At 44.6% G+C, this 25,117-nt stretch carries 20 protein-coding genes; 18 read left to right on the top strand and 2 right to left on the bottom strand.

Features of this window, described 5'->3' with window-relative positions; translation table 11 throughout:
* Positions 1-191 precede the first annotated feature (191 nt).
* From FS628_RS26570 to FS628_RS26590, 5 genes are all read left to right on the top strand, one after another.
* Positions 192-1,898, top strand: a complete 1,707-nt coding sequence (locus FS628_RS26570; RefSeq protein WP_145325956.1) for an RICIN domain-containing protein — start codon at positions 192-194, stop codon at positions 1,896-1,898.
* Positions 1,899-2,190: 292 nt separating this feature from the next.
* On the top strand, positions 2,191-4,542 hold the full coding sequence (locus FS628_RS26575; RefSeq protein ID WP_145325957.1) for a helix-turn-helix domain-containing protein: 2,352 nt from the start codon (positions 2,191-2,193) through the stop codon (positions 4,540-4,542).
* Between the two features lie 275 nt (positions 4,543-4,817).
* Positions 4,818-5,672 (top strand): ABC transporter permease, encoded by an 855-nt coding sequence (locus FS628_RS26580; RefSeq protein ID WP_036671100.1) that lies wholly within the window; start codon positions 4,818-4,820, stop codon positions 5,670-5,672.
* Positions 5,673-5,699: 27 nt separating this feature from the next.
* Positions 5,700-6,629, top strand: a complete 930-nt coding sequence (locus FS628_RS26585; protein WP_145325958.1) for a carbohydrate ABC transporter permease — start codon at positions 5,700-5,702, stop codon at positions 6,627-6,629.
* Between the two features lie 20 nt (positions 6,630-6,649).
* Positions 6,650-8,308, top strand: a complete 1,659-nt coding sequence (locus tag FS628_RS26590; protein ID WP_145325960.1) for an ABC transporter substrate-binding protein — start codon at positions 6,650-6,652, stop codon at positions 8,306-8,308.
* A 199-nt stretch (positions 8,309-8,507) separates the two neighbouring features.
* Here the strand turns inward: FS628_RS26590 and FS628_RS26595 are convergent, their stop codons facing one another.
* Positions 8,508-9,650 carry a glycosyl hydrolase family 8 gene (locus FS628_RS26595; RefSeq protein ID WP_145325961.1) on the bottom strand — a complete coding sequence of 381 codons (1,143 nt, stop codon included), beginning with the start codon at positions 9,648-9,650 and terminating at the stop codon, positions 8,508-8,510.
* Positions 9,651-9,940: 290 nt separating this feature from the next.
* Between FS628_RS26595 and FS628_RS26600 the strand changes: the two genes are divergently transcribed.
* From FS628_RS26600 to FS628_RS26660, 13 genes are all read left to right on the top strand, one after another.
* A complete protein-coding gene (locus FS628_RS26600) occupies positions 9,941-11,224 on the top strand; it encodes an SGNH/GDSL hydrolase family protein (protein ID WP_145325962.1) in 1,284 nt (427 codons plus the stop codon).
* Between the two features lie 41 nt (positions 11,225-11,265).
* Positions 11,266-12,039: an alpha/beta hydrolase gene (locus tag FS628_RS26605; RefSeq protein WP_145325963.1), complete on the top strand. Its 774-nt coding sequence runs from the start codon at positions 11,266-11,268 to the stop codon at positions 12,037-12,039.
* A 71-nt stretch (positions 12,040-12,110) separates the two neighbouring features.
* The gene (locus tag FS628_RS26610; RefSeq protein WP_100526251.1) at positions 12,111-12,746 is read left to right on the top strand and encodes a glycoside hydrolase family 11 protein; all 636 of its coding nucleotides are present in this window, start codon (positions 12,111-12,113) and stop codon (positions 12,744-12,746) included.
* Between the two features lie 133 nt (positions 12,747-12,879).
* Entirely contained in the window at positions 12,880-13,719 is an 840-nt protein-coding gene (locus tag FS628_RS26615) for a formylglycine-generating enzyme family protein (RefSeq protein ID WP_101313768.1), read from the top strand.
* A gap of 349 nt (positions 13,720-14,068) precedes the next feature.
* Entirely contained in the window at positions 14,069-15,184 is a 1,116-nt protein-coding gene (locus FS628_RS26620) for a response regulator transcription factor (RefSeq protein WP_145325964.1), read from the top strand.
* 4 nt (positions 15,185-15,188) lie between these two features.
* On the top strand, positions 15,189-16,970 hold the full coding sequence (locus FS628_RS26625) for a sensor histidine kinase (RefSeq protein ID WP_145325965.1): 1,782 nt from the start codon (positions 15,189-15,191) through the stop codon (positions 16,968-16,970).
* Between the two features lie 13 nt (positions 16,971-16,983).
* On the top strand, positions 16,984-18,525 hold the full coding sequence (locus FS628_RS26630) for a response regulator (protein ID WP_145325966.1): 1,542 nt from the start codon (positions 16,984-16,986) through the stop codon (positions 18,523-18,525).
* A gap of 139 nt (positions 18,526-18,664) precedes the next feature.
* A complete protein-coding gene (locus FS628_RS26635; protein ID WP_145325967.1) occupies positions 18,665-20,320 on the top strand; it encodes an ABC transporter substrate-binding protein in 1,656 nt (551 codons plus the stop codon).
* A 111-nt stretch (positions 20,321-20,431) separates the two neighbouring features.
* A complete protein-coding gene (locus tag FS628_RS26640) occupies positions 20,432-21,397 on the top strand; it encodes an ABC transporter permease (RefSeq protein ID WP_145325969.1) in 966 nt (321 codons plus the stop codon).
* A 12-nt stretch (positions 21,398-21,409) separates the two neighbouring features.
* The gene (locus FS628_RS26645) at positions 21,410-22,312 is read left to right on the top strand and encodes a carbohydrate ABC transporter permease (protein WP_145325971.1); all 903 of its coding nucleotides are present in this window, start codon (positions 21,410-21,412) and stop codon (positions 22,310-22,312) included.
* A gap of 287 nt (positions 22,313-22,599) precedes the next feature.
* Positions 22,600-22,974, top strand: a complete 375-nt coding sequence (locus FS628_RS26650; protein WP_145325973.1) for a response regulator transcription factor — start codon at positions 22,600-22,602, stop codon at positions 22,972-22,974.
* Position 22,975: 1 nt separating this feature from the next.
* Positions 22,976-23,599 (top strand): chemotaxis protein CheC, encoded by a 624-nt coding sequence (locus FS628_RS26655; RefSeq protein WP_260871204.1) that lies wholly within the window; start codon positions 22,976-22,978, stop codon positions 23,597-23,599.
* A complete protein-coding gene (locus FS628_RS26660) occupies positions 23,592-24,560 on the top strand; it encodes a sensor domain-containing diguanylate cyclase (RefSeq protein WP_145325977.1) in 969 nt (322 codons plus the stop codon). The genes FS628_RS26655 and FS628_RS26660 overlap by 8 nt, the downstream gene beginning before the upstream one ends.
* Positions 24,561-24,654: 94 nt before the next feature.
* Here FS628_RS26660 and FS628_RS26665 read toward each other — a convergent pair whose 3' ends face one another.
* Complete coding sequence (locus FS628_RS26665) at positions 24,655-25,113, bottom strand: CBO0543 family protein (RefSeq protein WP_145325979.1); 459 nt, start codon at positions 25,111-25,113, stop codon at positions 24,655-24,657.
* Positions 25,114-25,117 lie beyond the last annotated feature (4 nt).

Genomic DNA, 25,117 nt, shown 5'->3' on the forward strand with positions numbered 1-25,117 from the left:
GGGCATGTAACGATCTCATGAACGTCTGCTCACAGCATAACCGCGATCCTTCCCTACGCAGGATCCCCCTACTGGTGTGGAACGCGCTGCGGGAGCGGGCGCCGACCTGAGCGATCTGTTTGATCAGAGATACTCTGACGGAGCATACTCGCATTATTGCAAGGCAATATATCAGATCAGGAGGAATTAAAGTGAAGAAGTTCATGACATCTTGTAAACTTGTACTCATTCTGGCTTTATTGATCACAATTGCTCCATGGGGAGGCAGCCGTGCCGAAGCATGGGTGGGCATGCCGATGGGCAAGCTGCACGTAAACGGCAAAAACTTGGTGAACAGCAACAACCAGCCTGTGCTACTGAACGGTTGGCATCAACCCTCAGGTGCCTACTGGACATATCAGGACAGCAATTATTATCTCAATCTGCACGGTAATAACCGTCATGCAGCTACACTGGCTTATCTGAAAGACATTACCGATACATTTGCGGACACCAGCGCGAAATACGGAAGCAATCATGGCTGGAATATGAATCAGGTACGTCTGTTCATCGATCGTCAGGACATGGGAGATGTGGCTGCTGGTACATATAACTTTGCCGGTGTGCAGACCGTTACGCAAAATGTAATTATTCCGTACATTCAATATGCCAAGACAAAAGGTGTCTATGTTGTCCTGGGACTGGACTTCACATTGAAGGATGATCAGGCAACAACACCTGCCAACCTGCAAAAATTCAACGAAATCTGGGGTTATCTCGCTTCACGCCCGGAGATCAAAAGTGCAGACAACGTTCACTTCGAACTGATCAACGAACCGGTGAAATCCTATGCCAATGGACATTGGGGTGGATACAACGGGGAAAATGACTTTGTGGATCACTGGAATGACTTGCGTAATTTCCAAAATTCCATGATTTCAACAATTCGCAGCAAAGGTGCGGACAACGTCATCTGGGCGGCAGGTCTGGGATACAACCAATTTTACAGCTTGACGGCAAGCCATCCATTGACTGATCCGCTCAATAACTATGGATATGCGGTTCACTGGTACCCTGGTTATGGCGCATATGACAACTTCTCCATCCTGCAAGACCAGTGGAATACCAACGTGAAGGCAGCTGCTGACAAATATCCGATTAACATTACCGAGGTAACCTGGTTCAAAAACAAACCTGGCGATTCGGCCTATTGGAACTTGTTTAATGGCAGCAATGAAGGGTTTGGCACTAATACCAAAACAATCTTCAACGCGGCAGGCAATGTCAGCATTGCAGCTCATATGAACGGATTCATTCTGGAGCCAGGCCAACGCAGTTCTTTTGCTGACCCAACGGCTGGACTGAAATGGGATGGAGATGCTTCACGGAGTGCCATGGGACGATTCCTGTTCAACTGGTACCATGAACGTGCTCAGACTTACCCGGGCAGTGGACAAGGCGGCGGACCGACAACGGGTCTGGTATCCGGTGCAACCTATAAAATTGTAGCCCGGCATTCCAACAAGGTTGTTGATGTGCCTGGTGGTCAAAATGAAAATAATCTTCAGCTCCAGCAGTGGAGCGATCTGGGCGGTAACCCTCAGAAGTGGGTTCTGACCTCGATCGGTAACGGCAACTATACACTGACAAGTGTGAACTCGCCGGACAAAGTCATCGATATTCGCAACGGTACCCTCACCAATGGGGAAGCGGTTCAACTCATGAGCAATCTGAACACAACCGCTCAGCATTTTAAGGTCAACGATCTTGGTAATGGGTACTGGAGTATCATTAACGTGAACAGCAATAAAGCGATTGAAGTGGCAAACGCTTCCACTTCGGATGGAGCCTTGCTGCAGCAGAACACCTACACAGGTGCTACAAACCAACAATGGAAATTTGTTGCCGTTAGCAATTAATAAGCACAACGTTAAACAAGAACCTCCCCAAGTCATTTCATGTCTTGGGGAGGTTTTTTGCGTTTATTTTGATACTTTGGGAAGGAGGGCATGCAAAGGTAAAATACAACTATATTTCTGCGCCAACCCGCAGAGTGACAATTATTTTCATGCAAGCATTGTACGCTGCAGTATGTAAATGTACCATAAGGAAGAAGTTGTACCTTCACCAGGAAGAAATGCCCGGTGTATCATTGAACAGCTACCTTATCACAGAGAAATGTAAGCGCTTGATAAAAAAGGGAGGGTACATATGCAGCTCCTATGGTCCAAATTTTCACCCGTGTTCCGCCGATTCCTCATTTCGTATCTTGTCATTCTGATGATTCCTCAAATTGCGGGATATGCCTCTTACCGAGCTTCCATTGAAGCAGCCCGTTCCAGCTCCATTGAGAACAGCTTGAAGTCGCTGAGTCTTGGCAAAGAGATCATTGAGCGAAATCTTCTTCAAGTCGAAGCTTTTACCAGACAGCTTGCCATCAATCCCGATTTGCAAAATTTAATTGCTGGCCCAAAGCCGCATGATCTCTACAATGTCTACGGTATGAACCGCATGCAGCGGAGCCTCTCCATGTACAGCAGTACCAATGATTACTTGTCCCATTTCTTCATTCACATTCCAAACTACAATGCCATCATCACACCAAGAACCGTGTATTATCGTCCAGAGCATTATTATGCTGCCAATCAGCTGGACGGTATGTCGTTTGAACAATGGTATGAGCGAATTCTCAAACAACCACACTTTAATGAAATCATACCGCTTCGAAACTATAAACGTGAAATACTCGGCACTGTGCTTGCAGACGTTCCCGCCATTACGTTTCTGCAATCTCTGCCTTTGAACAGCTTCAACAAACCGCAAGCGACGATTGGTGTCATGATTGATCAGGATCAGATGGCCAGCCTTACTCAACATATTGTGGATCAATATGGCGGCTGGACTCTCGTCACCGATGCGGAAGGGCAGATCATTTTCTCCCTTGGCATTGAACAGGTCGAGGCTGAGCAGATGGCACAGAAACATCGGAGAGAAGGTAACACTGCGGAAACGGAGCTGAACGTGCAGAATGTACAGCCTGGAAGTGATGGTCGGCTGCTGATATCGATACAGTCCAGTCAAAATGGATGGAATTACATGGCAGGGATTCCGGAGAAAGCACTCATGACAAAAGCGGACCAAATCAAACAAGTCACGCTGGTCTTTACTTTGGCAACCATTGCCTTGGGACTGTTATTCGGGCTGGTTCTGGCCTATCGGAATAGTGCACCCGTTTACAGATTGTTGGCCTCTTTTCGGGAACAAATCACCGATTCTCCAGGCAGACGGGGCAATGAATATGATTTTTTGGCAAGCCATATTAACAATCTGATTGCTAATAATGACTCACTTAAAAACGCCATGAATGAGCAGATTCCGTTATTGAGAGACGGTTTTATCAAACGTTTGTTAACGGGAGAAGTCTATACCTCACTTGAGTTGGAGGTTATCTCATCCCAAGCGCACATTTCTCTTCATAGCAGCAAGGGCTTGGCAGGCTTAGTGAAGGTAAACGGATATGCCAATCCGGACAGTGAAGAAACTATCCATGAACTGGGTGTCGCAAGGCTGCTCATCAAACAAGTACTTACAGAATGGAATGCGCAGCTGCTGATCACGGATTGGGGAACAGACCAGATCGCTTTTGCCTGTCCATTGGATGAGAACTCACTGAATGAAGCTATAGGGAGATGTGAAAAAGAGCTGAACACCTTGATGGAAGTGATCTACCGGGAGCATCGGGTATCCACAACAATTGGCACAGGTGCAGCTTACGAGGTCTGGAATGATGCGGGTCGCTCCTTTGACGAAGCCAAACAAGCTCTGGATTATGCCATTCATATGGGAACAGATCATCTGGTGAGATTTGAAGATACGATGAAGGAAAATGAAATGTACTATTATCCGATTGAGTCTGAACAGCGCCTGCTGAACACGATCAAAGTCGGGGAGCCTGAAGAGGCGATACGCATTCTGGAGCAATTGTTTCTTCGTAACTTAGAGGAGCGAGAACTGTCCTACGAGATGACACAGCAGTTCATCATGGAGCTGAAGGGAACTTTTCTGAAGCTGGACGAACCCAAATTCAAGCTGGATGACTCCCTGCTGGAGGAATATAAATCTCGGGTGACATCCATTCAGATGACAGAAACGATTACTTCGCTGCGTGCAAAATTCAAACAGTTAACAGAAGACATCTGCGGTGATTTCCAGAGAAGAAGAGCAGGAGCACATGCGGATACTGCAAGCGAAATGATTTGTTTTATCCAACATAATTATGGGGATGCAAACTTGACGATCTATCGGATTGCCGAGCACATGAGCAAGTCCGAGAAGTTTATATCCCAACTGTTCAAAGAACATACGGGAGAGAATCTTTCCGATTATGTAGAACGAGTACGCATTGATGCTGCCTCGAACTTGTTGCACTCTACCGGTCAGACCATTGACGAGATAGCGGAGGCCACCGGGTATAATAGTGCACATTCATTCCGTCGAGCTTTCAAGCGGGTACGCGGCATTTCTCCGAGTGTGTTTCGGAAAATGGACGTTCATAGCGGTTAATGTAGGTTGTTTCTCGGGAACTATATTCGCCTTTTGTACTTTCTCAGCGTAACTGTACCTTTACGCATCCCCAGCGCAATCTTATGATTACTCAAAAAGTAAGCGCTACCAAGTCAAGTTGCAGTTCAGCACGATTTGGAGCCAAGAATGGGGGGATGATTCTGAGAACCACAATGACCAGTGAATCAAAGTCCGTGGAGAAACCAAGTAAACCGTTTGCCTTGAAGCAAGCATTATCCAGAAGCTGGAGGCGACATTGGCAGCTGTATCTGCTGATCCTGCCACCGATTGCTTACTTTATTATTTTCAAGTATGTACCCATGGTGAATGCGGTCCTGGCATTTAAAGATTACAACGTCATCAAGGGGATCTGGGGCAGTCCGTGGGCCGGAACCAAGTATTTCGAATTACTTTTTAAAAATCCGGCGTTTGTCATGCTGATCAAGAACACGCTCTACATTTCGTTTTACAGCCTGATCGTTGGTTTCCCGATTCCTATATTACTGGCGCTGGCGCTGAACGAAATCAAAAACATACGATTCAAAAAAACAGTACAAATGGTGACGTATGCTCCATATTTCATCTCTACCGTTGTTATGGTCTCCATCATTATGCTCTTTCTGTCTCCTAGGCTGGGTATTGTCAACACGATTGCAGGTGCCCTTGGTTTCGAAGCGGTGAATTTTCTCGGTGAGCCTGGACTGTTTCGATCCATCTACGTTTTCTCCGATGTGTGGCAGGGAATGGGGTACTCCGCTGTGATATATCTGGCTGCTCTGGCAGGTGTTGATCCATCCCTGTATGAAGCCGCCAAAGTGGACGGAGCCAACCGAATACAGAAAATCATTAATGTTGATCTGCCTGGACTACTTCCGGCAGCCGTCATCATTCTGATCCTGAGTGTAGGGAATATCATGGCTGTTGGGTTCGAAAAAATATATTTGCTGCAAAATCCGCTCAACCTGTCTGCTTCGGAGATCATTTCCACGTATGTCTATAAAATAGGATTGCTGAATGCCAATTATAGCTTCGCTACTGCGGTTGGCCTGTTCAACTCGGTGATTAACCTGATTCTGCTATTAATCGTAAACGCGGTCGCCAAGCGACTGTCCAATACAAGCTTATGGTAACAGGAGCGAAAGGAGGAGAACCAACCCATGCCTAACACACAGACAAATGCAGGTCGTTCGCGGGTCAAGAGCAGTAGTACGATTCGTGAATCCTGGGGAGACCGCTTATTTATAACAGTTGTTTACTTCATGCTGACAGTGGTGCTGATTGCCGTGCTATATCCCTTGATATATATTGTGAGTTCTTCGCTCAGCAGCCCTGCTGCCGTCTCCTCGGGAAAAGTCTGGTTGTGGCCCATTGACCTGACGTTTGACGGTTACAAGTCTGTATTGCGGAATGATCAAGTCCTTACCGGGTATGCCAATTCCCTTTTCTATACAGCCTGCGGCACCTTCATCAGCGTGGCACTGACCATTATGATTGCTTATCCATTATCCAAAAAAACGTTTGTTGGGCGCAGCTCGTTAATGATGTTTATTACCTTCACCATGCTGTTCTCGGGCGGTTTGATCCCTACCTATCTGGTGGTCAAAACCATGGGTCTGATTGATACCCGCTGGGCGTTGCTGATTCCCAATGCCGTCTGGGTATGGCAAGTCATCATTGCCCGCACCTTTTTTCAGAACTCGATACCGGAAGAATTGTCCGAAGCAGCAGACATCGATGGCTGCAGTGACATCCGGTTTATCTTCAGTATTATCCTGCCACTCGCCAAACCGATTATCGCCGTGTTGTCACTTATGTACGCTGTCGGTCAGTGGAATGCATACTTTGACGCCCTCATTTACTTAAAATCACAGTCGCTCTATCCGCTACAGCTGATATTGCGCAGTATTCTTATTCTGAACAGCAGTACGGGGAGCATGGATGCATCGGAAATGATTAAACAGCAGCAAATGGCTGAACTCATGAAGTACTCGTTAATTGTGATGGCCAGCTTGCCGGTGCTAATCATCTATCCTTTTGTTCAACGGTATTTCGTGCAAGGCATGCTGATTGGCTCAGTTAAAGGATAAGTTCATTTTTTCTATTATTCATGAAGGAGAGGATTGTATTGAAAAAAGCGGGATTCATCATTCTTGCCTGTATGCTGTTTACCTCGTTGGTACTTGCCGGATGTTCAAGTTCTGATAAGGGGAACGGGGAAGGCAGCAATCCGTCAGGCAAGACGGCCATTAATGTGTTTGCCCACCAGGGTTCGGATACCAACCTGTCCACTAATAAATTCACGAAGAAAATGGAAGAGAAGTTTGATATTCAGTTCAACTGGACTACCGTTCCATTCGACGGTGCAGCGGAAAAAAGACAGATTTCACTGGCTTCCGGTGATTATCCGGACTTGTATCTGCTCATCCCTTGGGTAGATCGTTTCTCCCAGACAGACTTGTTGAAGTTTGGTCAGCAGGGGGTTATTTTGCCGCTGAATGATCTGATTGAGGAGCATGCTCCCAATATTAAAAAAGTGCTTGAAAGCAATGACTATTATCGGGCCATGAACACTGCTCCCGACGGAAATATCTATGGTCTGACGGGTCTGAATGAATGTTTTCACTGTTCATACCCAAACAAGATGTGGGTCAACACCAAATGGATGGAACAACTGGGCCTGACCGAACCCACGACGACAGAAGAATTTAAGGAAATGCTTCGGGCATTTAAAACGAAAGACCCGAACGGGAACGGCAAAGCCGACGAAGTACCGCTAAGCGGTTCGACTGAAAATTTCGGTGTGCACATTATTCCGTACTTGATGAACGGTTTTATCTATGACGACGATCGGAATTATCTCATTGTCAATCAGGGGAAAGTGGAGACCGTAGTGAACAAACCGGAGTGGAAAGAAGGGCTTGCCTATATTAAATCCCTGTACGATGAAGGGTTGATTGATCCAGGGGCATTTACCCAAAACGTCGGGGCCTTCAAAAAAATTGGAGATAACGCTGATGCACAGCTTCTCGGTGCGGGAGCAGCGATGCATCCATCATTATTTGTAACGACTACGGAAGGTTCACCTTACGGAAATGATTACAATCCCATCCCTCCACTGAAGGGACCAAATGCCGCTTATGCTACGTACAACTATCCGATTGATCCTGGAGCGTCCTTTGTACTGACAAACAAAGCCAGTGAGGAAACGCAGATCGCGGCCATAAAGCTGCTGGATTATATCTATACCCAGGAAGGAACCATGGCATCATATCTGGGAGAAGAGGGCGTAAGCTGGAGCAAACCACAAGAAGGAGAAGTGGCGCTCAATGATCAGATTGAGCCGTTATATAAAGCCATTCCGCTTCCTTCTGGAGAAGAACCTCGTAATGACAGTTGGGCTGCATTGAGTCAGTATAATCATTATCAGGCATATCGGGACTCCGAAGTACAGGGGACAGACATCTATGCCAATGATGGTGGTGAGCGACGTCTCTATGAGGCGACATTGTTAATGGAGGGCAAGGAACCGAAAGAGGTTTTCCCTCATTGGGCATTGTGGGTAGATCCGTCCCAAGCTGATGAAGCCAGCATGATGCAGACCAATCTCAAGGATTACATCGATCAGAACGCCCTGCAATTTATTACAGGCGCCAAAAGTCTGGATAAGGATTGGGAAGAATATGTGAAAGGCCTGGAGGGACTGAACATTAATCGATATCTGGAGATAATGCAGTCTTCCTATGATACTTCTTCTGTTTCCAAATAATTAAAGTATCTGAATTATATCGGGTTGCACAACCAAACGTTTCCGGTTCGCAGTCAACATATGCGAGCCGGGAACGTTTTTTATTGATATAGATTAAATCGTAATGTCATGCATCCTTCTTAAAGTTCTGTGATTGAACCTGTCCTGGAAGCCAAACGTTCACAGGACAGGTTCAACGGCTCATGCACATTCCCTTAGTTTAGTACATGCGATATCTTCCGCTTAGAGCGAGCATGCTGAAAAAATACAGGCAATTGTCGTAATAACGTCGCTCTCCCTGACGCAGAGGTGTGTTCCAGAAGTTACGAACGAATGTGTCAGCATGTGGAGCGTCCGCAGCCAGTGAAGCCATGGCATTGGTAGCCAGCAAACCTACAGGATGCAGTGAAGGTTCGTCGAAAGGTTCACCTTCTATTGTATAACGACGATAATCGGATATTTCAATATCACTGAAGAAGGATTGAATCCGATTGGATTGTTCGATCTGCCAGTGATCCTTGCGGAACCATTCCCAGTCCAGCGCTATATTCGCAGCAACACGGTAGGCATCACTGTAAAAATGTCTGAAATCACCATGCGGCTGTATTGGAGCCGGAGATCCGTCATAGTTCGCATATTCAGGTGATAGTCCGGTTACGGGATGGCAGGCTGTATGAAGGTAAGCACGACTAGCGGCCGCCGCTTCTTTCCAGAAGCTCTGATCTTCTTCATCCGCATATTTCGCGAATAGTTCATAAAAATGAGGCAGATGGTAGGATGGGTCGCTAAACGGTGTTTCTGGTATGAATTTGATCAGTTTTGTTTCCGGGTCCCACATGGGATCGCCTTCGCCGTCTTCGCCCTGATGTATACATGCACGAAGAATCTTGCGGGCTTGTGCCTTGTAATCATAAGGTTCAGCGCCATCGCCCCAGCGGTTGGAGGCAAAAAAAAGTGCCATGGCAAAAAACTCCTCACCATCAGGAGCAGGACCTTGTGAGAGTCGGGTTCCGTCAGGCTTGCAATGCCAGGCAAAATAATCTTTATAACGTCCCGCTTTATGTTGCATAAACGTGTGTGAGAAATTCCAGAGTCGATCAAATTCTTCTTTTTTGTCCATCTGAACAGCCATCATCATGCCATAGGACATGCCCTCGGAGCGAACATCGAGATTACCGGTGTCCAGCAAATAACCCTTGTCCTCACCCATGGGGTAATATATTCGAGTATTTTCATCGCCATAAAACAGCTCGTTCCATGTTTCTTCCAATCTGTTCGTGATCTCATTCTCATCGTAACCTAGCTTCAAGAAAAGATTTGTATATGTACCTGTATCCCACGCGCCTTGACCCGTGATATTCATGAGTATCCTCCTTCATCAATGCGGTTTTTCAAAATTATAACATGGAAATAGTATACAAATTAAAGCGTTTACACGAAAAATTATAGGTGTTCTGATCTGCAGGTCATTGCACTCAAATTAAAATGATATAGTGGTTAAAATCCTATACTTTGTCAGGTTGTTGTAAAATTATGTAAGCACTACACTTTGGGAGAAGGATCACATCTGATCTAATAATAATACAAGCTGTGATCCTTTAAATGTTGTATGAGGATGGTCAGAATCTAACCGGAAGGATGTGATGATGATTTATGCTCCAGGATTCAGGAGATGCAGGTGAAAACACGGAATTCACTGCACCGCGCGATCCAGTTGGAGTGACAGCGTCGGCAGTCAAGCCCGCAATTGATTTTGAGTCACATGGATATCGCGACATGATTGGCCGATCTCTTCTGAACAAAGGGAATAATGTCAGATTAAAACGAGCCATTGAGAAGGCAAAAAACGGCGAACCTGTCGTTATCGCTTATATTGGAGGCTCCATTACCCATGGTGCTGGTGCAGTACCTATTCATCTCCAAAGTTACGCTTATCGGTCGTATGAGTCGTTCAAGTTTATGTTTGCGCTTTCAAGAGATAGTCCGATTCATCTGATTAAAGCAGGTGTGGGTGGAACTCCTTCAGAACTGGGGATTGTACGTTATGATCGTGATGTGCTGAGGGGAGGTGCCGTTCAGCCGGATATTGTCATAATCGAATTCGCAGTCAATGATGCAGATGATGAAACCCAAGGTAAATGTTACGAGAGTCTGGTACTCAAAGCACTTACTGCCGATAACAAGCCAGCGGTCATCTTGTTATTCAGTGTATTCGAAAATGACTGGAATCTACAGGATCGTCTCGCTCCGGTAGGCTGGCATTATGATCTGCCAATGGTAAGTGTGAAAGATGCTGTCGTAGATCAGTTCAGCAAGACAAAAGGTGAAGGCAACGTTATTTCCAAAAAGCAATTTTTCCATGATATATATCATCCAACTAACATAGGGCATCGAATTATGGCCGATTGTTTGGAATATTTGTTCGACGTGACGAATCGTTCTGAGTGGGATGAGAAAGATCATGATATTGAAAAAGCTCCGCTAATTGGAAATGAATTTGTTAATGTGAAGCTGTTGGATCGGAAAAACGGCAATAATATTGCCCGAATCGATGCAGGCTCTTTTTGTAAAACGGACACGGATCTGCAGATGGCTGAGATGGATGCTCATGACTATGGTACACCTCAGTTCCCCAACAACTGGATGCGTACAGGAGAGGGAAAAGAGGATCAGAGCAGCTTTCGGATAAGTTTGCAGTGCAAACGCCTCATTCTGATCTTCAAGGATTCTGGTAACGACGAATTCGGAACTGCACATATCAAGGTAGATGGGGTATTCGTCCAAAAAGTCGATCCGCGTCAAGTGAACTGGACCCATTGCCATGCCACACTTCTGCTTAACGAAGAGCATGTGGGGGAGCACTTCATCGAGATCGAAATGGCGGAAGGTCATGAACATAAATGCTTCACTATTCTAGGTTTTGGCTATGTGGATTAACTGAAGACTGATAGTCACTCATATGTTCGGAGGAAAAGAGAATGGAATTGATCTCACCAGCAGTAACGGGATATGACCAGTATCGGGAGAATATACCACGTGGAGTCATGGAGACCGTAGAGTATCCTTCCACCACGGTTGGCAATTCCCGTAAAGCGATGGTGTACACCCCACCAGAATTTTCTTCGACAACGATGTATGCTGTACTTTTTCTTTTGCATGGTATTGGTGGAGACGAAACCGAATGGCATACTCATGGTTCTCCGCAAATTATTCTTGATAATCTGTACAACGATAATTTGCTTGAGCCGATGGTTATTGTTTTCCCCAACGGTCGCGCAATGTCGAATGACCGAGCCGAAGGAGACCTGTTTGAACCTGAGAAAATCAAAGCATTTAAACGGTTTGAGTCCGATCTGCTCAACGATTTGATACCTTACATGGAGTCGAACTACCCTTTGTATAAAAGCCGGGATAAAAGGGCGATTGCTGGTTTATCCATGGGTGGAGGTCAATCCTTAAATATCGGATTAAGTAATCTAGACCATTTTGCATGGATCGCTGCTTTCTCCGCAGCCCCAAACACCAGAAGTCCGGAGCTACTTGTCCCTGATCTTTCGAAAGCGCCTTCATTACTCTCGCTGTTATGGATCTCTTGCGGTGAGCAGGACAATCTTATAGAGATTAGTCTTGGGGTTCACCAATATTTGGCGCAACACGGAGTACCTCACATTTGGCATGAGGAAAGTGGAGGACATGATTGGCCCGTATGGAAGAACGATCTGTATCTGTTTTCGCAACGTCTTTTCAAGTGAATTTGCTGAAGAACATTCATATCGGATTGTAGCATCAACCAAATCTATTAAAATATCAGGAGGTATCATCCATGTTCAAATTTGGCAAAAAATTAATGACCGTTGTTCTCGCAGCTTCCATGAGTTTTGGTGTCTTCGCAGCAACATCAAGCGCAGCAACAGATTATTGGCAAAATTGGACAGATGGTGGAGGAACGGTCAACGCCGTGAATGGATCAGGCGGGAATTACAGCGTGAATTGGCAAAATACCGGGAACTTTGTTGTCGGGAAAGGGTGGACATACGGTACGCCTAATCGAGTGGTCAATTATAATGCCGGCGTATTCTCTCCTTCAGGTAACGGCTATCTCACCTTCTATGGTTGGACTAGAAACGCTCTAATTGAATATTACGTGGTGGATAGCTGGGGAACGTATCGTCCTACCGGAACGTATAAGGGCTCGATGACTAGTGATGGCGGCACATATGACATCTATACAACGATGAGATACAATGCACCTTCCATTGATGGTACTCAGACTTTCCCTCAGTATTGGAGTGTTAGACAGACCAAGAAACCAATCGGAGTCAATTCTACCATCACGTTCAGTAATCATGTGAATGCATGGGCGAGCAAAGGGATGTACTTAGGCAACAGCTGGTCCTATCAGGTGATGGCAACGGAAGGTTATCAAAGTAGCGGAAGCGCAAACGTGACGGTTTGGTAAAAATGATGTGATGCAGTTCAACTTCTGCACCTGCATTTGAAATTCAATTTTCCGGTAGCGTTGAGTAACGTTATTCTCCAGACTAACGGACCTCAACGTTGCCGGATTTAAGCTAGTAAAGGAGAATAATTGAATGAAGAAGCTGGTATGGTTAACTTTAATCGCTATAGTTGTTAGTCTAAGTGCTTGTTCAGCAAGTAATACGAAATTAAGCGATGACTTGGTATTCGTCGAAGGAGGAGCTTTCAAGAGCAGTAAGCCGAGTCAGATTGATAGGAATGAAACGCTGGATTCCTTCTATATTGGCAAATACGAAGTAACTCAAAAAGAATGGATGGAGGTTATGGGGGAAAACCCTTCTGGCTTCAAGGGAGATGACCTGCCTGTTGAAATGGTCAGCTGGTATGACGCAGTGGAATACTGTAATCAAAAAAGTATAAAAGAAAACCTGAAACCTTATTACAATATAGATAAAGACAACCAGGACACGAATAATCACAATGAAAATGACACTATAAAATGGAATGTAACGATCAACGAGGACGCCAACGGTTACCGTTTACCCACAGAGGCAGAATGGGAATACGCTGCAAGCGGAGGTCAAAAGAGCTTAAATTACACATACAGCGGAAGTAACAATCCTGATGAAGTTGCTTGGTACTGGGTAAATGCCGGCGAGAACATTCTGACGGGTGACTGGAGCTGGCCCGCTATTGAGAGCAATCGTAATCAAACCAAAAAAGTCGGAACTCAGAAGGCGAATGAGTTAGGAATCTATGATATGTCTGGGAATGTGAGAGAATGGTGCTGGGACTGGTACAGCGATTCGGAGAGTCCCAATCAATCCTGGCGAGTTGTAAAAGGCGGAGGCTGGATCGGCGGTGTCAATAACAATGAAATATCATTTCGAGGCAAATTTGATGCAAATGGTTTTGGTCCCGATCAAGGATTCCGTATTGTGCGTGGAGAATGAAAACTCTTTTTCCTGGCAATAGATTACTTCTGAGCTAAACCTATACTTTGTCGGGTGAAAACCTATAGTTTAACAGGTTGTTGTACCAAAATGTAAGCGGTACACTTGAATTGTTATCCCGGCGCTTCGCTACAATCGGAGCGTTCTTATAGTACGGTCCGATGGAACCATGTTCTATGTTATTGATAAATGACGATGAGACTGGTAGAAATTTTGTTCTCCAAGTTGTGCGAGCAGACAACAATCCTGCTGTTGTTCTGCTGTTTAGCGTTTTCAGAACAACTGGAATCTACCTATTGATATAGATAAAATACATGCAGCTGATCAAGGATAAAAGTGAGGTGAGCTAATGTACAAGGTCATTGTCGCGGATGATGAGCCGTTTATGCTAGAAGGATGGAGAACGATGATTGACTGGCGAGCTTGTGGATATGAACTCTGCGGAACGGCAACGGATGGGGAGGAAGCACTTGCTCTATTCAACTCGGTTGAACCGGATCTTGTCGTCACTGATATTCAAATGCCTGTTATGGATGGTCTTGGTTTGATTCACACCTTGCGAGAAGATCTCGCCTATACCTCTAAAATTGTTATCGTTACAGGATACTCCGATTTTAATTACGCGAAGCAAGCCATACGTTATCAGGTCGATCAGTACGTGCTTAAACCTCTTGTTCCCGAGGAGATCCATCAAATCCTTATGGAAATGATTGAACCTCTGGACAAACGCAGAAATGAGCAAAAACAGCAAAATGGAGTCACGGTTACAGATGAAGCCTATGAAAATCATCTTAATGAATATCGAATAAACGAAGAATATGATTTAGAGCAAATGATGAATATCTCCAAAGAGATCTTGGCGTTGATTGAAGCAGAAAACACGTATTCCATCGATATTGCAGTGATTGCACTGTTAGAGAAAAGTGAGAAAGCAGAGGTTTCGTTGGAATGGATACATCATGTCATCCGATATATCCATGGGGAGTTGCTACGTAAATATGGAAAAAGAGAGGGTTGCAGAGAAATACTATGTGAAAAAGATTGGCATGAGGCTGCGAGTTGGTCTTCCGGCACATTGCAAGACCTGTGTGTTCGACTGTCCAAGCAACTTTCCCAGTCTGAATTGAAGCAAAAGACGGGTACGGGAGGGCTGGTTGCAGAAGCAGTGAATGAATTGAAGCAACACTATCGAAGTAAAATTAAATTACAAGATGTAGCTAATCGTATTCACGTGAATTCTGCCTACCTGGGTCAACAGTTCAAGCGGGAGATGGGGGTCAGTTTCAGTGACTATGTGCACCAGCTTCGTGTTGAGGAGGCCCGTAAACTCCTGCGACGTACCAATATGAAGATCACTGACATTGCATTCAGGCTAGGATATCATGATGCTGAATATTTCACCCAAAAGTTCAGAGCGCATACAGGGGAGCTTCCGTCAGTCTATAAAAACAAAAACCAAGGGTGATCATATGCGTCATAAATTCTGGATGTTCAGTAAGGTTAATGATATTCCTCTCCGATCCAAATTTCTGCTTATTTATGTACTTAGTATTCTCCTTCCTGTAATAACGATTAATATCTTCTTTTATGAACGAACCTCTGCGGATATCAAGATTAGAGAACAGGAAAATCTGCGTAAATCCATCGACAGGGCTGCGGGGGAACTGCTAGGCATGATTGATGAGAGCGTTGCCCTGAGCCGAATTATTGCAGCAGACGATTCGCTCTATGAGGCACTGGATCGGACCTATCACTCCCCCGTTGATTATTACAACGTCTACCATGCATTCCTGCGAGATAAATTAACACGGTATATGTCAGCGAATATTCTGGAGGTGCGTATCTATACGGATAACGATACCATTCAGACGGGCAGTCATTATATCGTGATGAAAGACAAGAATGTACTCCCTGGATTGAAACAGCTGAAATCCACCAGTGGAGGCATTCTTGTCGTTGATTATATTGAGCCATCCGGATTTAACGCGGGAAGAAGAATCAGTGTGATTGGCAAAATGGATACCTATACTTCCTATGCCAATTACAACAAGTATTCCAAGATTGATCTGGAACTTAGCCGGGTGTATAGCATTTTAAATCGTGAATCAGACAGTCTTCAGCTGCGTCTGGTGGACAGCAACAATCGAACTGTCGTTTCAAGTGGGGAATTCAGCGAAACGGACTTATCCCCCCCTGATAATGAATCAATGCTCAAGGAATCTGGCAATTCTGCTTACACGCTCGAAAAATCGTTGGGGAATCTAGCCTACCTAAAGGGTTGGAAATTGATTGGAGTTGCCGATACGCGTCACCTTGACCATCTTTTGCAAGAAGCCTTTAAATCAATTCTGGGGTTGCTCGCATTAAGTATCGTGGTCCCCTCTGTATTGATCTACATTATTTTGCGGTCCTACCACTATCGGATTCGCAAGCTATCCAGACATATGGAGAAGGTTCGTAACGAACGATTCGATCTGATTGAAATTCACGAAGGACGCGACGAAATTGGCGGGCTTATTCGTACATTTAACATCATGATTGGTAAAATTCATACGCTGATTAATGACGTATATAAACTGGAAATCCGTCAAAAAGATCTGGAGCTGGATCAAGTGAGGACTGAATTGTCCATGCTTCAGAGTCAGATGAATCCTCATTTTTTATTTAACACATTGAATGCTTTGCTGGTCGTTAGTACGAAGAATGGATATACAGAAGTAATTGAGATTATCAAAAGTCTGTCCAAACTGATGAGACAGTTGCTCAGTCATTCTGACAATCTGATTCCTTTGCAAGAAGAGCTGCAATTTACGAATCTTTATCTCCAGATTGAGAAGTTTCGCTTTGGAGAGCTGTTTGATTACACCTTCGAGGTTGATCCTGATGCAGCTTCGTTGCTCATTCCCCGAATGAGTATTCAACCACTCGTCGAAAATGCCTGCAAACACGGCTTGCAGGCGCGAAAAAATGGAAGAGAGATCAAGATAACGGCGAGACAAAACGCTTCTGAACTGGTTATTCAGGTGATCGATAATGGAATCGGTATGGATGCAGGGAGACTAACAGAGCTCCTGCGAGATATTCGTTCTGAAAGACCCAGGAACGGCGAGCATGTAGGACTCCGCAATGTCTACCGCAGGTTGGAACTCTTTTATGAAGGAAATGCGATATTTGATCTAAGCAGTGTACCTGGAAAGGAAACCATTGCAGGGTACCGTATACCGATCTCCAAGCTGGAACAGAGGAAATAGGAGGTAAACTCTCATGTATAAAGTACTGTTAGTCGATGATGAACCGTATGCCATTGAAGGGTTACAGCTTCTGATCAATTGGGAAAAGTATGGTTTCGAAATCAGAGGCGTGTGCGCCAACGGTGAGGAAGCCATTCGGATGATGGAACAAGATCGACCTGATCTCGTGGTGACAGACATTCGTATGCCTGTGATGAATGGGCTGGAACTTGTAGAAGAAGCACGACGATTGGAACATGATTCTGTGCTGTTTGTCATCACGAGTGGATACAGTGACTTTAATTATGCCAGACAAGCTATTCGATTAGGTGTCTCCAACTATTTAACCAAACCGGTTGATAGTACAGAAGCAGAGGATATGTTGGTCCGTCTCCGTATGCAATTGCAGGAGCGTGAAAACCAGGAGCGTATAAGGGAACATGCAAACGAGCAAAGGATCAAAGCGTTTTTGTCTGCACTGATTAAGGATAAGCAAAATATATCGGAGGAGGAGATGTCAGAGATCTTTCCTCGTTTAAACAAGTCCCATTGGGCATACCTGCGGATAGCCTTTCAGGGAGATATTCAGGAAGTCTGTTCAGTAGCCGAACAAACGGCTGAAGAAACAACTTGCTGTTATGTGATAGACAGAACAAGAGACTCATTGGGACTTGTATGGGGGGAGGAAACGAATGATAGAAATGAGACATTTGAAGAAATTAAAGCTTTTACCCAGCGTTTGATGAACAATATGCAACATAACGGCTGCGAAGAAATTCATATCGCGGTTGGATTAACGGTCAACAAACTGGAGCATTTATCTGAATCCTTCCGCTCCGCTCAGGAAGTTGGGCGTTATTTATTTTTTAACCAAGAGCGTCTTTTGTTTGCCGAAGATATTCAGCTGGAGAATTGGCAGTTTGATCCGGAAACGCTGTCAGAGGTGGACCATATTTGCGATTTGCTTGAAAACGGTTCTGTAGAGGAACTCTCGTCTGCGATTCGGAGTGCTTTTGAACTGTTTGTACAGATGAAGGCTGCGCCAGAGATTGTACATATTTTCTCTACCCATATTATATTCCGCGGATTGTCCCTGTGTAGAGAATTAGGAGGAGAACCTAATGCTCTAATGAACGAATTGGCGAGTGGAATTCTGGAGAAGGGCCATCGAAATATAGAAGAGGTTGCTAACAATCTGGAGCATTTCTGTTTGCAATGCAAGTCAGAACTGGTTATTTTCCGGGAGAGGCAAATGGGTGGCATCCAGGCGACGGTTGCTGAATATGTGCAGATGCATTACAGGGAGACATTTACGATCCAGGAGCTCGCAGAACGATTCTACGTGAATCCTGTCCATTTAGGGCAATCCTTTTTGCGAAAGTATGGTAAGGGTGTAATCGAGGTAGTACATGATCTAAGAATGGAAGAAGCGAAGCGTCTCCTCCAGCAGACGAATCAAACATCAAGTGCGATTGCAGAACACGTAGGGTACCGCAGTTACCAGCATTTTCTCAGACACTTCGAAAAACGAACAGCCATGAAACCTGTAGAATACAGGCAAAAGTATGCGAATTGATCCATGAAAAAGAAGAACCCCTCCTGAATAAGACCTACAATTACAGGGGGGTAGACCTTAAATGTATATATTTTGTAACCGCATACATTTCTTCATACTAAAAACAGTAAGACATACCACTTCCAAGGAGGGCAAATACATGGGGGGACTTAAGAAAAAGAAGCTTTGGGGTTCCGTATCACTCGTTCTGGCTTTGAGTTTGGCACTGGCAGGATGCAGCGGTGACAATGAGAAAGCGACTACAAAGGATGGGAAAGAGGTACTGAACATCTCGGCCTTTATCGGAACGCCAAATCAGGCGCCAGCTAAAGATAACCGAATCTACAAGAAGATCCAGGATGAACTCGGCGTTAATCTTGAGATGGAGTTTCTTGTGGGTGATCTTCAACAGAAGCTCGGCGTTATGATTGCCGGTGGCGATTTCCCTGACTTGATCACAGCAGATACCAAATTGGTATCAGCCGGTGCGGTTATTCCGCTCGAAGATCTCATTGAAGAGCATGCACCTAATCTGAAGAAACATTTCGGTAAAGACTGGAACCGGATGAAAGACTCCAGTGATGGACATATTTACTGGTTGCCTAACTATGGAGTGTATACAGGGGAGTTCATTAGTAACTATTATTCTGGTCCTGCATTCTGGATTCAAAAGTCGATACTGAAGGATGCCGGATACCCGACTCCTAAAACGTTGGATGATTTCACAAAGTTGATCCGTGATTATGCAGCCAAGAATCCAACTATTGATGGTCAACCGACGATTGGTTTCACTACATTGGCTTCAGACTGGCGGACGTTCCCTTTGCTTAACCCACCTGAACATCTTACGGGTCACCCCAATGACGGGGGTGTAGTCGTAGATGATAATGGAGTCGCAACCGTTTTTGCCGACAAGGACATCTCCAAACGGTATTATAAGGAACTGAACAAAATGTACAATGATGGATTGCTTGATAAAGAAGCCTTTGTTCAGAACTACGATCAATATTTGGCCAAAATTTCTTCGGGTCGAGTGCTTGGCATGTTCGATCAGCACTGGAATTTCCAAGCCGGAGAAGACCCACTCGTAGCACAGGGCAAGATTGGCCAGACATACGTAGGCTTCCCGCTAGTCTATGATACAAGTATTAAAGATCATTACCTGGATCGTCCGGTTATTAACTTGAACAATGGTTTTGGTATCAGTAAAGATGCTGAAGATCCTGTCGCACTCATCAAATTCCTCGATAAGCTTATGGACGAGAAGTACCAGAAGCTCCTTTCATGGGGTGAAGAGGGTGTAGACTATCAGGTGAATGAAGAGGGAAGATTCTATCGTACGCCAGAGCAACGGAAAGAGCAGGATGATCCGGCATGGAGATTGGTCAACAAAGCAGAAGGTTTCTACGCTGCGGCACCAAAGCTCGAAGGAACATTTGAAGATGGCAATGCGATTGGAGCAATCAACCAACCTGAGGAATTCTATGACAACCTCAAACCGGAAGATAAAGAACTTCTGGATGCTTATGGCTTCAAAACGTGGAGTGACTTCTTCTCCCCTGCACCAGAGAATCCAGTGTACTATCCAGCATGGCAGGTCGATCTGAAAGAAGGCTCTGATGCTGCGGTAGCGAACAAGCAAATGACAGACACTTCATTGAAATTTTTGCCTAAGGCGATCATGTCGAAACCGGATGAGTTTGATAACATTTGGAACGAATATGTAGACGCTTACAAGAAAATCAATGTTAAATCCTATGAAGACCGGATTAATGAACAACTGAAATGGAGAATTGAAAACTGGTCTGTTAAATAAAAAAATGCGGCAATGATTCCCTCGGAAGGTACCAACCAGAGGCTTACTCCGAGAGTGCCTTCCGGGACAATCATGCATAATGTCGCTGCAAGCCAATAGGAGGAGTGAAACATGGCGAACACGCCTGGAGCCATACCGGAGCAATCAACCCGCACAGCCGTTGCCAAAACACCCATATTAAAACGGTTACGCGGTCAAAGACAACTGATGTTCATGTCATTGCCTATCGTTGCGTACATTCTCGTATTCTCGTATTACCCCATTTGGGGTTGGGTTATGGCTTTTCAGAATTATAGTCCTGCCAAGAGTTTCTCCCAGCAGGAATGGGTAGGGCTCAAGCACTTCAAGTTTTTGCTGACAGACGATGCATTTCTAAATGTGCTTCGTAATACCATTGCGATGAGTGTAATCAATATGGTGCTCGGATTTGCGACAGCGATTATATTTGCCATTTTACTTAACGAGATCAAACATAAGTTATATAAGCGAACCATCCAAACCATATCTTATTTGCCTCACTTTCTCTCATGGATCATCGTGACAGGCATCGTGGCAAGTTCACTGTCTGTGGACGGCGGGATCGTCAATGTGGTACTCATGAAGTTGAATATCATTCAAGAACCTATCATGTGGCTCAGTGTTCCCGAATACTTCTGGGGTATTGTAGGCGCATCTCATGTGTGGAAAGAAGTAGGCTGGAATGCCATTATCTATTTGGCGGCCATTACTTCTATCGATCCTTCGCTCTATGAAGCGGCAGAGATCGATGGTGCAAACCGATATAAGAAAATGCTGTATGTGACCTTGCCTGGCATCAAATCCATTGTTATCATTTTGCTGATCATGAATATGGGCTGGATCTTGGAAGCTGGATTCGAAGTTCAGTATCTGTTGGGTAACGGTGTGGTTGTGGACTGGTCACAGACGATAGATATATTTGTCCTGAAATACGGACTACAGATCGGGAACTACTCTTTGGCTACCGCAGCAGGTATCTTCAAGACGGTAGTTAGTATTACGCTGATCTTTGCGGCGAATTCTATATCCAAACGACTCGGGGAAGACCGATTAATATAAGGGGGACTAGAGATGGGAATCAATAAATCTCGGCTTGAGCCGATTGTCTTCCATACGTTAAACGGTGTGCTGATGATCGCGATCGCGATTGTTACCCTGTATCCGTTTGTGAATACACTCGCCGTATCGCTCAATGCCGGTAATGACACCATCCGGGGCGGGATTTATCTGTGGCCTCGGGTATGGACAGATCAAAACTACAGGGCTGTATTTGCAGGAGGGACTATCTTTAGCGCCTTTGGTATCTCGGTGGCGAGAACGGTTCTGGGAACAGTCTTAAGTCTGTTTCTGACCTCCATGCTAGCGTACACATTAAGTCGAAAAGATTATATATTACGTAAACCAATCACCATTTTTGTTGTCCTTACGATGTATTTCAGTGCAGGACTTATTCCAACCTACTTCTTGATGAAAGACTTACACTTGTTAAATAACTTCCTGGTCTATATTATTCCTGGACTGATCAGTGCCTTCAATATGATTGTTATTCGAACTTATATCCAGACACTACCCGAAGGATTGATCGAATCAGCCAAAATCGATGGTGCTGGAGATTTTAGAACATTCATATCGATTATTCTACCGCTGTGCCAACCGGTTCTGGCTACCGTTGCCCTGTTCATTGCAGTCGGTCAATGGAACTCCTGGTTCGATACGTTTCTGTACGCCTCTTCCAAGCAAAACCTGAGTACCCTGCAATATGAGTTGATGAAACTGCTGTCCTCTTCCATGAACTCTAACAGCAGCGCTGCGGTTGCCAATGGTGCAGATCTTGGTGCTGCACGTAACATGGTCACTCCGGTATCGATCCGGGCAGCCATTACGATTGTAGCGGCATTGCCGATCCTGGTCGTCTATCCATTCTTGCAGAAGTATTTTGTTCATGGCTTGCAGCTTGGTGGGGTAAAAGAGTAAACTTAGATGCAGTTGCAGTTAACCGATCAAAAACGGTCACTATGGTGACCGTTTTTTTCATGTTTTTCAAACGGAACGCCATATCATGTCAATTGTGCGCTAATCTAGTTTATTCAAATAATATTGTTGACAATTAAATTAAAGTTACTATAATTTATATTTACTTGTTTCACCAGTCAGTCTCTTTTCAGGGTGCTACTGTGCGCGAAAGCCCTTTATCAAGAACTGTCCATAGCGCCTGACAATCCCGAGTTCTTTACCATTTAATCGAGGAGACTGAAGAGAAAATGAAAGTATTAATCGTGGAAGACTCCATCTTTGTACAAAAATTGCTTCGGAAGCTGATTGTTGATCATTTTCCCGAATGCGAGATTCAGATTGCTAATAATGGAGAGCAAGGATACAACCTATTTCAGGAATTCAAACCTGATTTTATAACGACCGACCTGCTGATGCCCGACTTGAACGGACAAGAGATGCTCCGAATGATCAGGGAAGTGGATAGCAAAGTCAAAATTATTATTCTATCTGCAGATATACAGAAGACGACCAGGGAAGAAGTGGAGAGTCTGGGCGTCTCCGGATTTTTGAATAAACCGTTAACTGCGGAAAAAGCAACTACATTGATTCAAATGATCCGGACGGCCCATTATGCTGAATGATATGCAGAAGGATTTACTTACCGAACTTGTGAATGTTTACGTAGGACAAGCGGCCAATATGTTATCGGAGATTGTTGACAAGCATATTGTTCTGAGCATTCCGGAAGTGGAACTGATCTCCATCTCCGATGTTGATCCTGGTGATCGAAGATACAACATTTTCTTCAGTGAAGGTCATTTGTTCAGATCATCCTTGCAGTTTGGCTACGAATTTCAGGGAAAAGCATTTTTGATGTTTCCTGTGGAGCAGGCTAAAGTATTGGCCAATATCTGTCTTGGAGAACTGGGTGAGACCGTTATGCCGGATGATCCCAAACTGATGGATACAGATCTGGATGTGTTAAAAGAAGTTAGCAATGTCCTGCTTAACGCCATTATTGGAGAATTCGGAAATTTCCTGGAGATCAAACTGGAATACGTCCTGCCTGATATTGAACTGATCTATGTCACCAATTCCGATCAACAAATATTGCTTCAGAATGAAGTCTATGTCCTGGTTTTACATACCTCGTTTTTACTTGCCGATACGGATGTGACAGGTATCATTGTCATAGCATTGAGCATGAACTCCATATCGAGCCTGCTGGCAAAAATGGACGCTTTGTTGGAGGCGGACAATGGATAATCTTATTTCACAAGCTTTGAACAAAGCCCATATGGGAATAATGATCGTGGACAGGCATTTGAAAGTTGTTGTGTGGAATGCCTGGTTGGAGCGCTTTACTGGCAAGAATGTAGAAGAGGTAGTGGGCTTAAATCTGCTTGAGGTCTGCCCACGGTTTAAGTCAAATATGTATTTAAATATTTTGCAAAATGCGCTGTATCATGGTCAAAGCAGATTTTGCTCAAGCGCTCTACATAAGGCCTTTATTCTTCCGAAGGAAGGCGAGGATGAGCATTTATTAAGACAAAACATGAATGTTGACCCGCTCTATCAGGAAGATCGCAGTTATGCCCTTATTCAGATTAGTGACATGACAAACGTGAATACAAGGGTATATAAACTTAAAAACTTGATTAAGGAACTGGAGACGGAGTACGCCAAAATTAAAATCTCCGAGAAGATCAGCAAGCATATGTCTCTGCATGATCCACTTACCGGTCTGCCTAATCGTCTTGCTTACAATGACCGTCTTGCATGGGCCATCAGCGATGCCAAGAGAAATGATGGCAAACTAGCCGTCATGTTTGTAGATGCCGACGGTTTCAAACAAGTGAATGATACATATGGACACGATGTTGGTGATCAAGTATTGCTGGAGATGGCAAAGCGATTAAAAGAAACGATTCCAAGTACGGACACGGTGGCTCGGCTCGGCGGGGACGAATTCATCATATTAAGCCATCTAAAGGATGATCACGATGCGGAAGTAATTGCCAAACAATTGGACGCTGCATTCAGCACCCATTTCAAAGTTTCCGTGAATTATATCAACCTTTCGATGAGTATTGGCATTAGCCTCTTTCCGAAGCATGGGCTGGAACCTTCCGAACTTTTGAGACATGCCGACCGAGCCATGTACAAAATTAAAAAGAACGGAAAAAATGGATACGGAATTTTCGAGCCAGAAAGTGATAATCAATGAATTGCAGTTCTGCTACTTCTAGCAGGACTTTTTTTATAGGTGGAGAAGTCGGAAAGAGGCGATAGTCAGAACCATACCAAAAGCAAGTACATGCTTATGAAGGGTTACGCGCTTTGAATACTTTGAAGAAAATCAAACTGTATAGATAAGCCATCACCATGGGAACTAAATATGAAACGTAAGACCAGATGATATTCCAGCCATTAAAATACGATACTTTCCCGTTTTCTTTGGAGATCCATTCTACAATAGTCAAGATGAGAGCCGACACAATTGCAGCTAACCATGGATGTGCTCGATGCCTGTTAACATAGTATATCATGAGACATCCAGCCATAGGGAAGAGGCCCAGATCAAAAGGCAGAGCTGAAAAAGAACGGTTCGTAAATTCCGGCTCAAGGCGCCAAAAGTAATTAAAACCAATATTATTGAATACGGTGGATGTTGCTACACCAAACGGAAAAAAGATCAGGAGCAATTTGAGGCTCTTTCTTAATATCCAGCAACCGATGACAACAGGGATTACAAAACCTAAAATAACATTCAACAACACATGA

The sequence above is a fragment of the Paenibacillus xylanexedens genome (assembly GCF_007676705.1).
Taxonomy (GTDB): Bacteria; Bacillota; Bacilli; order Paenibacillales; family Paenibacillaceae; genus Paenibacillus; species Paenibacillus xylanexedens_C.

Bases quoted from the DNA above. Each gene is read 5' to 3' on its own strand.
- FS628_RS26595 (WP_145325961.1), bottom strand. From the start codon at position 9,650: ATGAATATCACGGGTCAAGGCGCGTGGGATACAGGTACATATACAAAT.
- FS628_RS26615 (WP_101313768.1), top strand. From the start codon at position 12,880: ATGAAGAAGCTGGTATGGTTAACTTTAATCGCTATAGTTGTTAGTCTA.
- FS628_RS26620 (WP_145325964.1), top strand. From the start codon at position 14,069: ATGTACAAGGTCATTGTCGCGGATGATGAGCCGTTTATGCTAGAAGGA.
- FS628_RS26635 (WP_145325967.1), top strand. From the start codon at position 18,665: ATGGGGGGACTTAAGAAAAAGAAGCTTTGGGGTTCCGTATCACTCGTT.
- FS628_RS26650 (WP_145325973.1), top strand. From the start codon at position 22,600: ATGAAAGTATTAATCGTGGAAGACTCCATCTTTGTACAAAAATTGCTT.
- FS628_RS26655 (WP_260871204.1), top strand. From the start codon at position 22,976: ATGCAGAAGGATTTACTTACCGAACTTGTGAATGTTTACGTAGGACAA.
- FS628_RS26605 (WP_145325963.1), top strand. From the start codon at position 11,266: ATGGAATTGATCTCACCAGCAGTAACGGGATATGACCAGTATCGGGAG.
- FS628_RS26660 (WP_145325977.1), top strand. From the start codon at position 23,592: ATGGATAATCTTATTTCACAAGCTTTGAACAAAGCCCATATGGGAATA.
- FS628_RS26645 (WP_145325971.1), top strand. From the start codon at position 21,410: ATGGGAATCAATAAATCTCGGCTTGAGCCGATTGTCTTCCATACGTTA.
- FS628_RS26585 (WP_145325958.1), top strand. From the start codon at position 5,700: ATGCCTAACACACAGACAAATGCAGGTCGTTCGCGGGTCAAGAGCAGT.
- FS628_RS26630 (WP_145325966.1), top strand. From the start codon at position 16,984: ATGTATAAAGTACTGTTAGTCGATGATGAACCGTATGCCATTGAAGGG.
- FS628_RS26610 (WP_100526251.1), top strand. From the start codon at position 12,111: ATGTTCAAATTTGGCAAAAAATTAATGACCGTTGTTCTCGCAGCTTCC.
- FS628_RS26575 (WP_145325957.1), top strand. From the start codon at position 2,191: ATGCAGCTCCTATGGTCCAAATTTTCACCCGTGTTCCGCCGATTCCTC.
- FS628_RS26640 (WP_145325969.1), top strand. From the start codon at position 20,432: ATGGCGAACACGCCTGGAGCCATACCGGAGCAATCAACCCGCACAGCC.
- FS628_RS26625 (WP_145325965.1), top strand. From the start codon at position 15,189: ATGCGTCATAAATTCTGGATGTTCAGTAAGGTTAATGATATTCCTCTC.
- FS628_RS26590 (WP_145325960.1), top strand. From the start codon at position 6,650: ATGAAGGAGAGGATTGTATTGAAAAAAGCGGGATTCATCATTCTTGCC.
- FS628_RS26600 (WP_145325962.1), top strand. From the start codon at position 9,941: ATGCTCCAGGATTCAGGAGATGCAGGTGAAAACACGGAATTCACTGCA.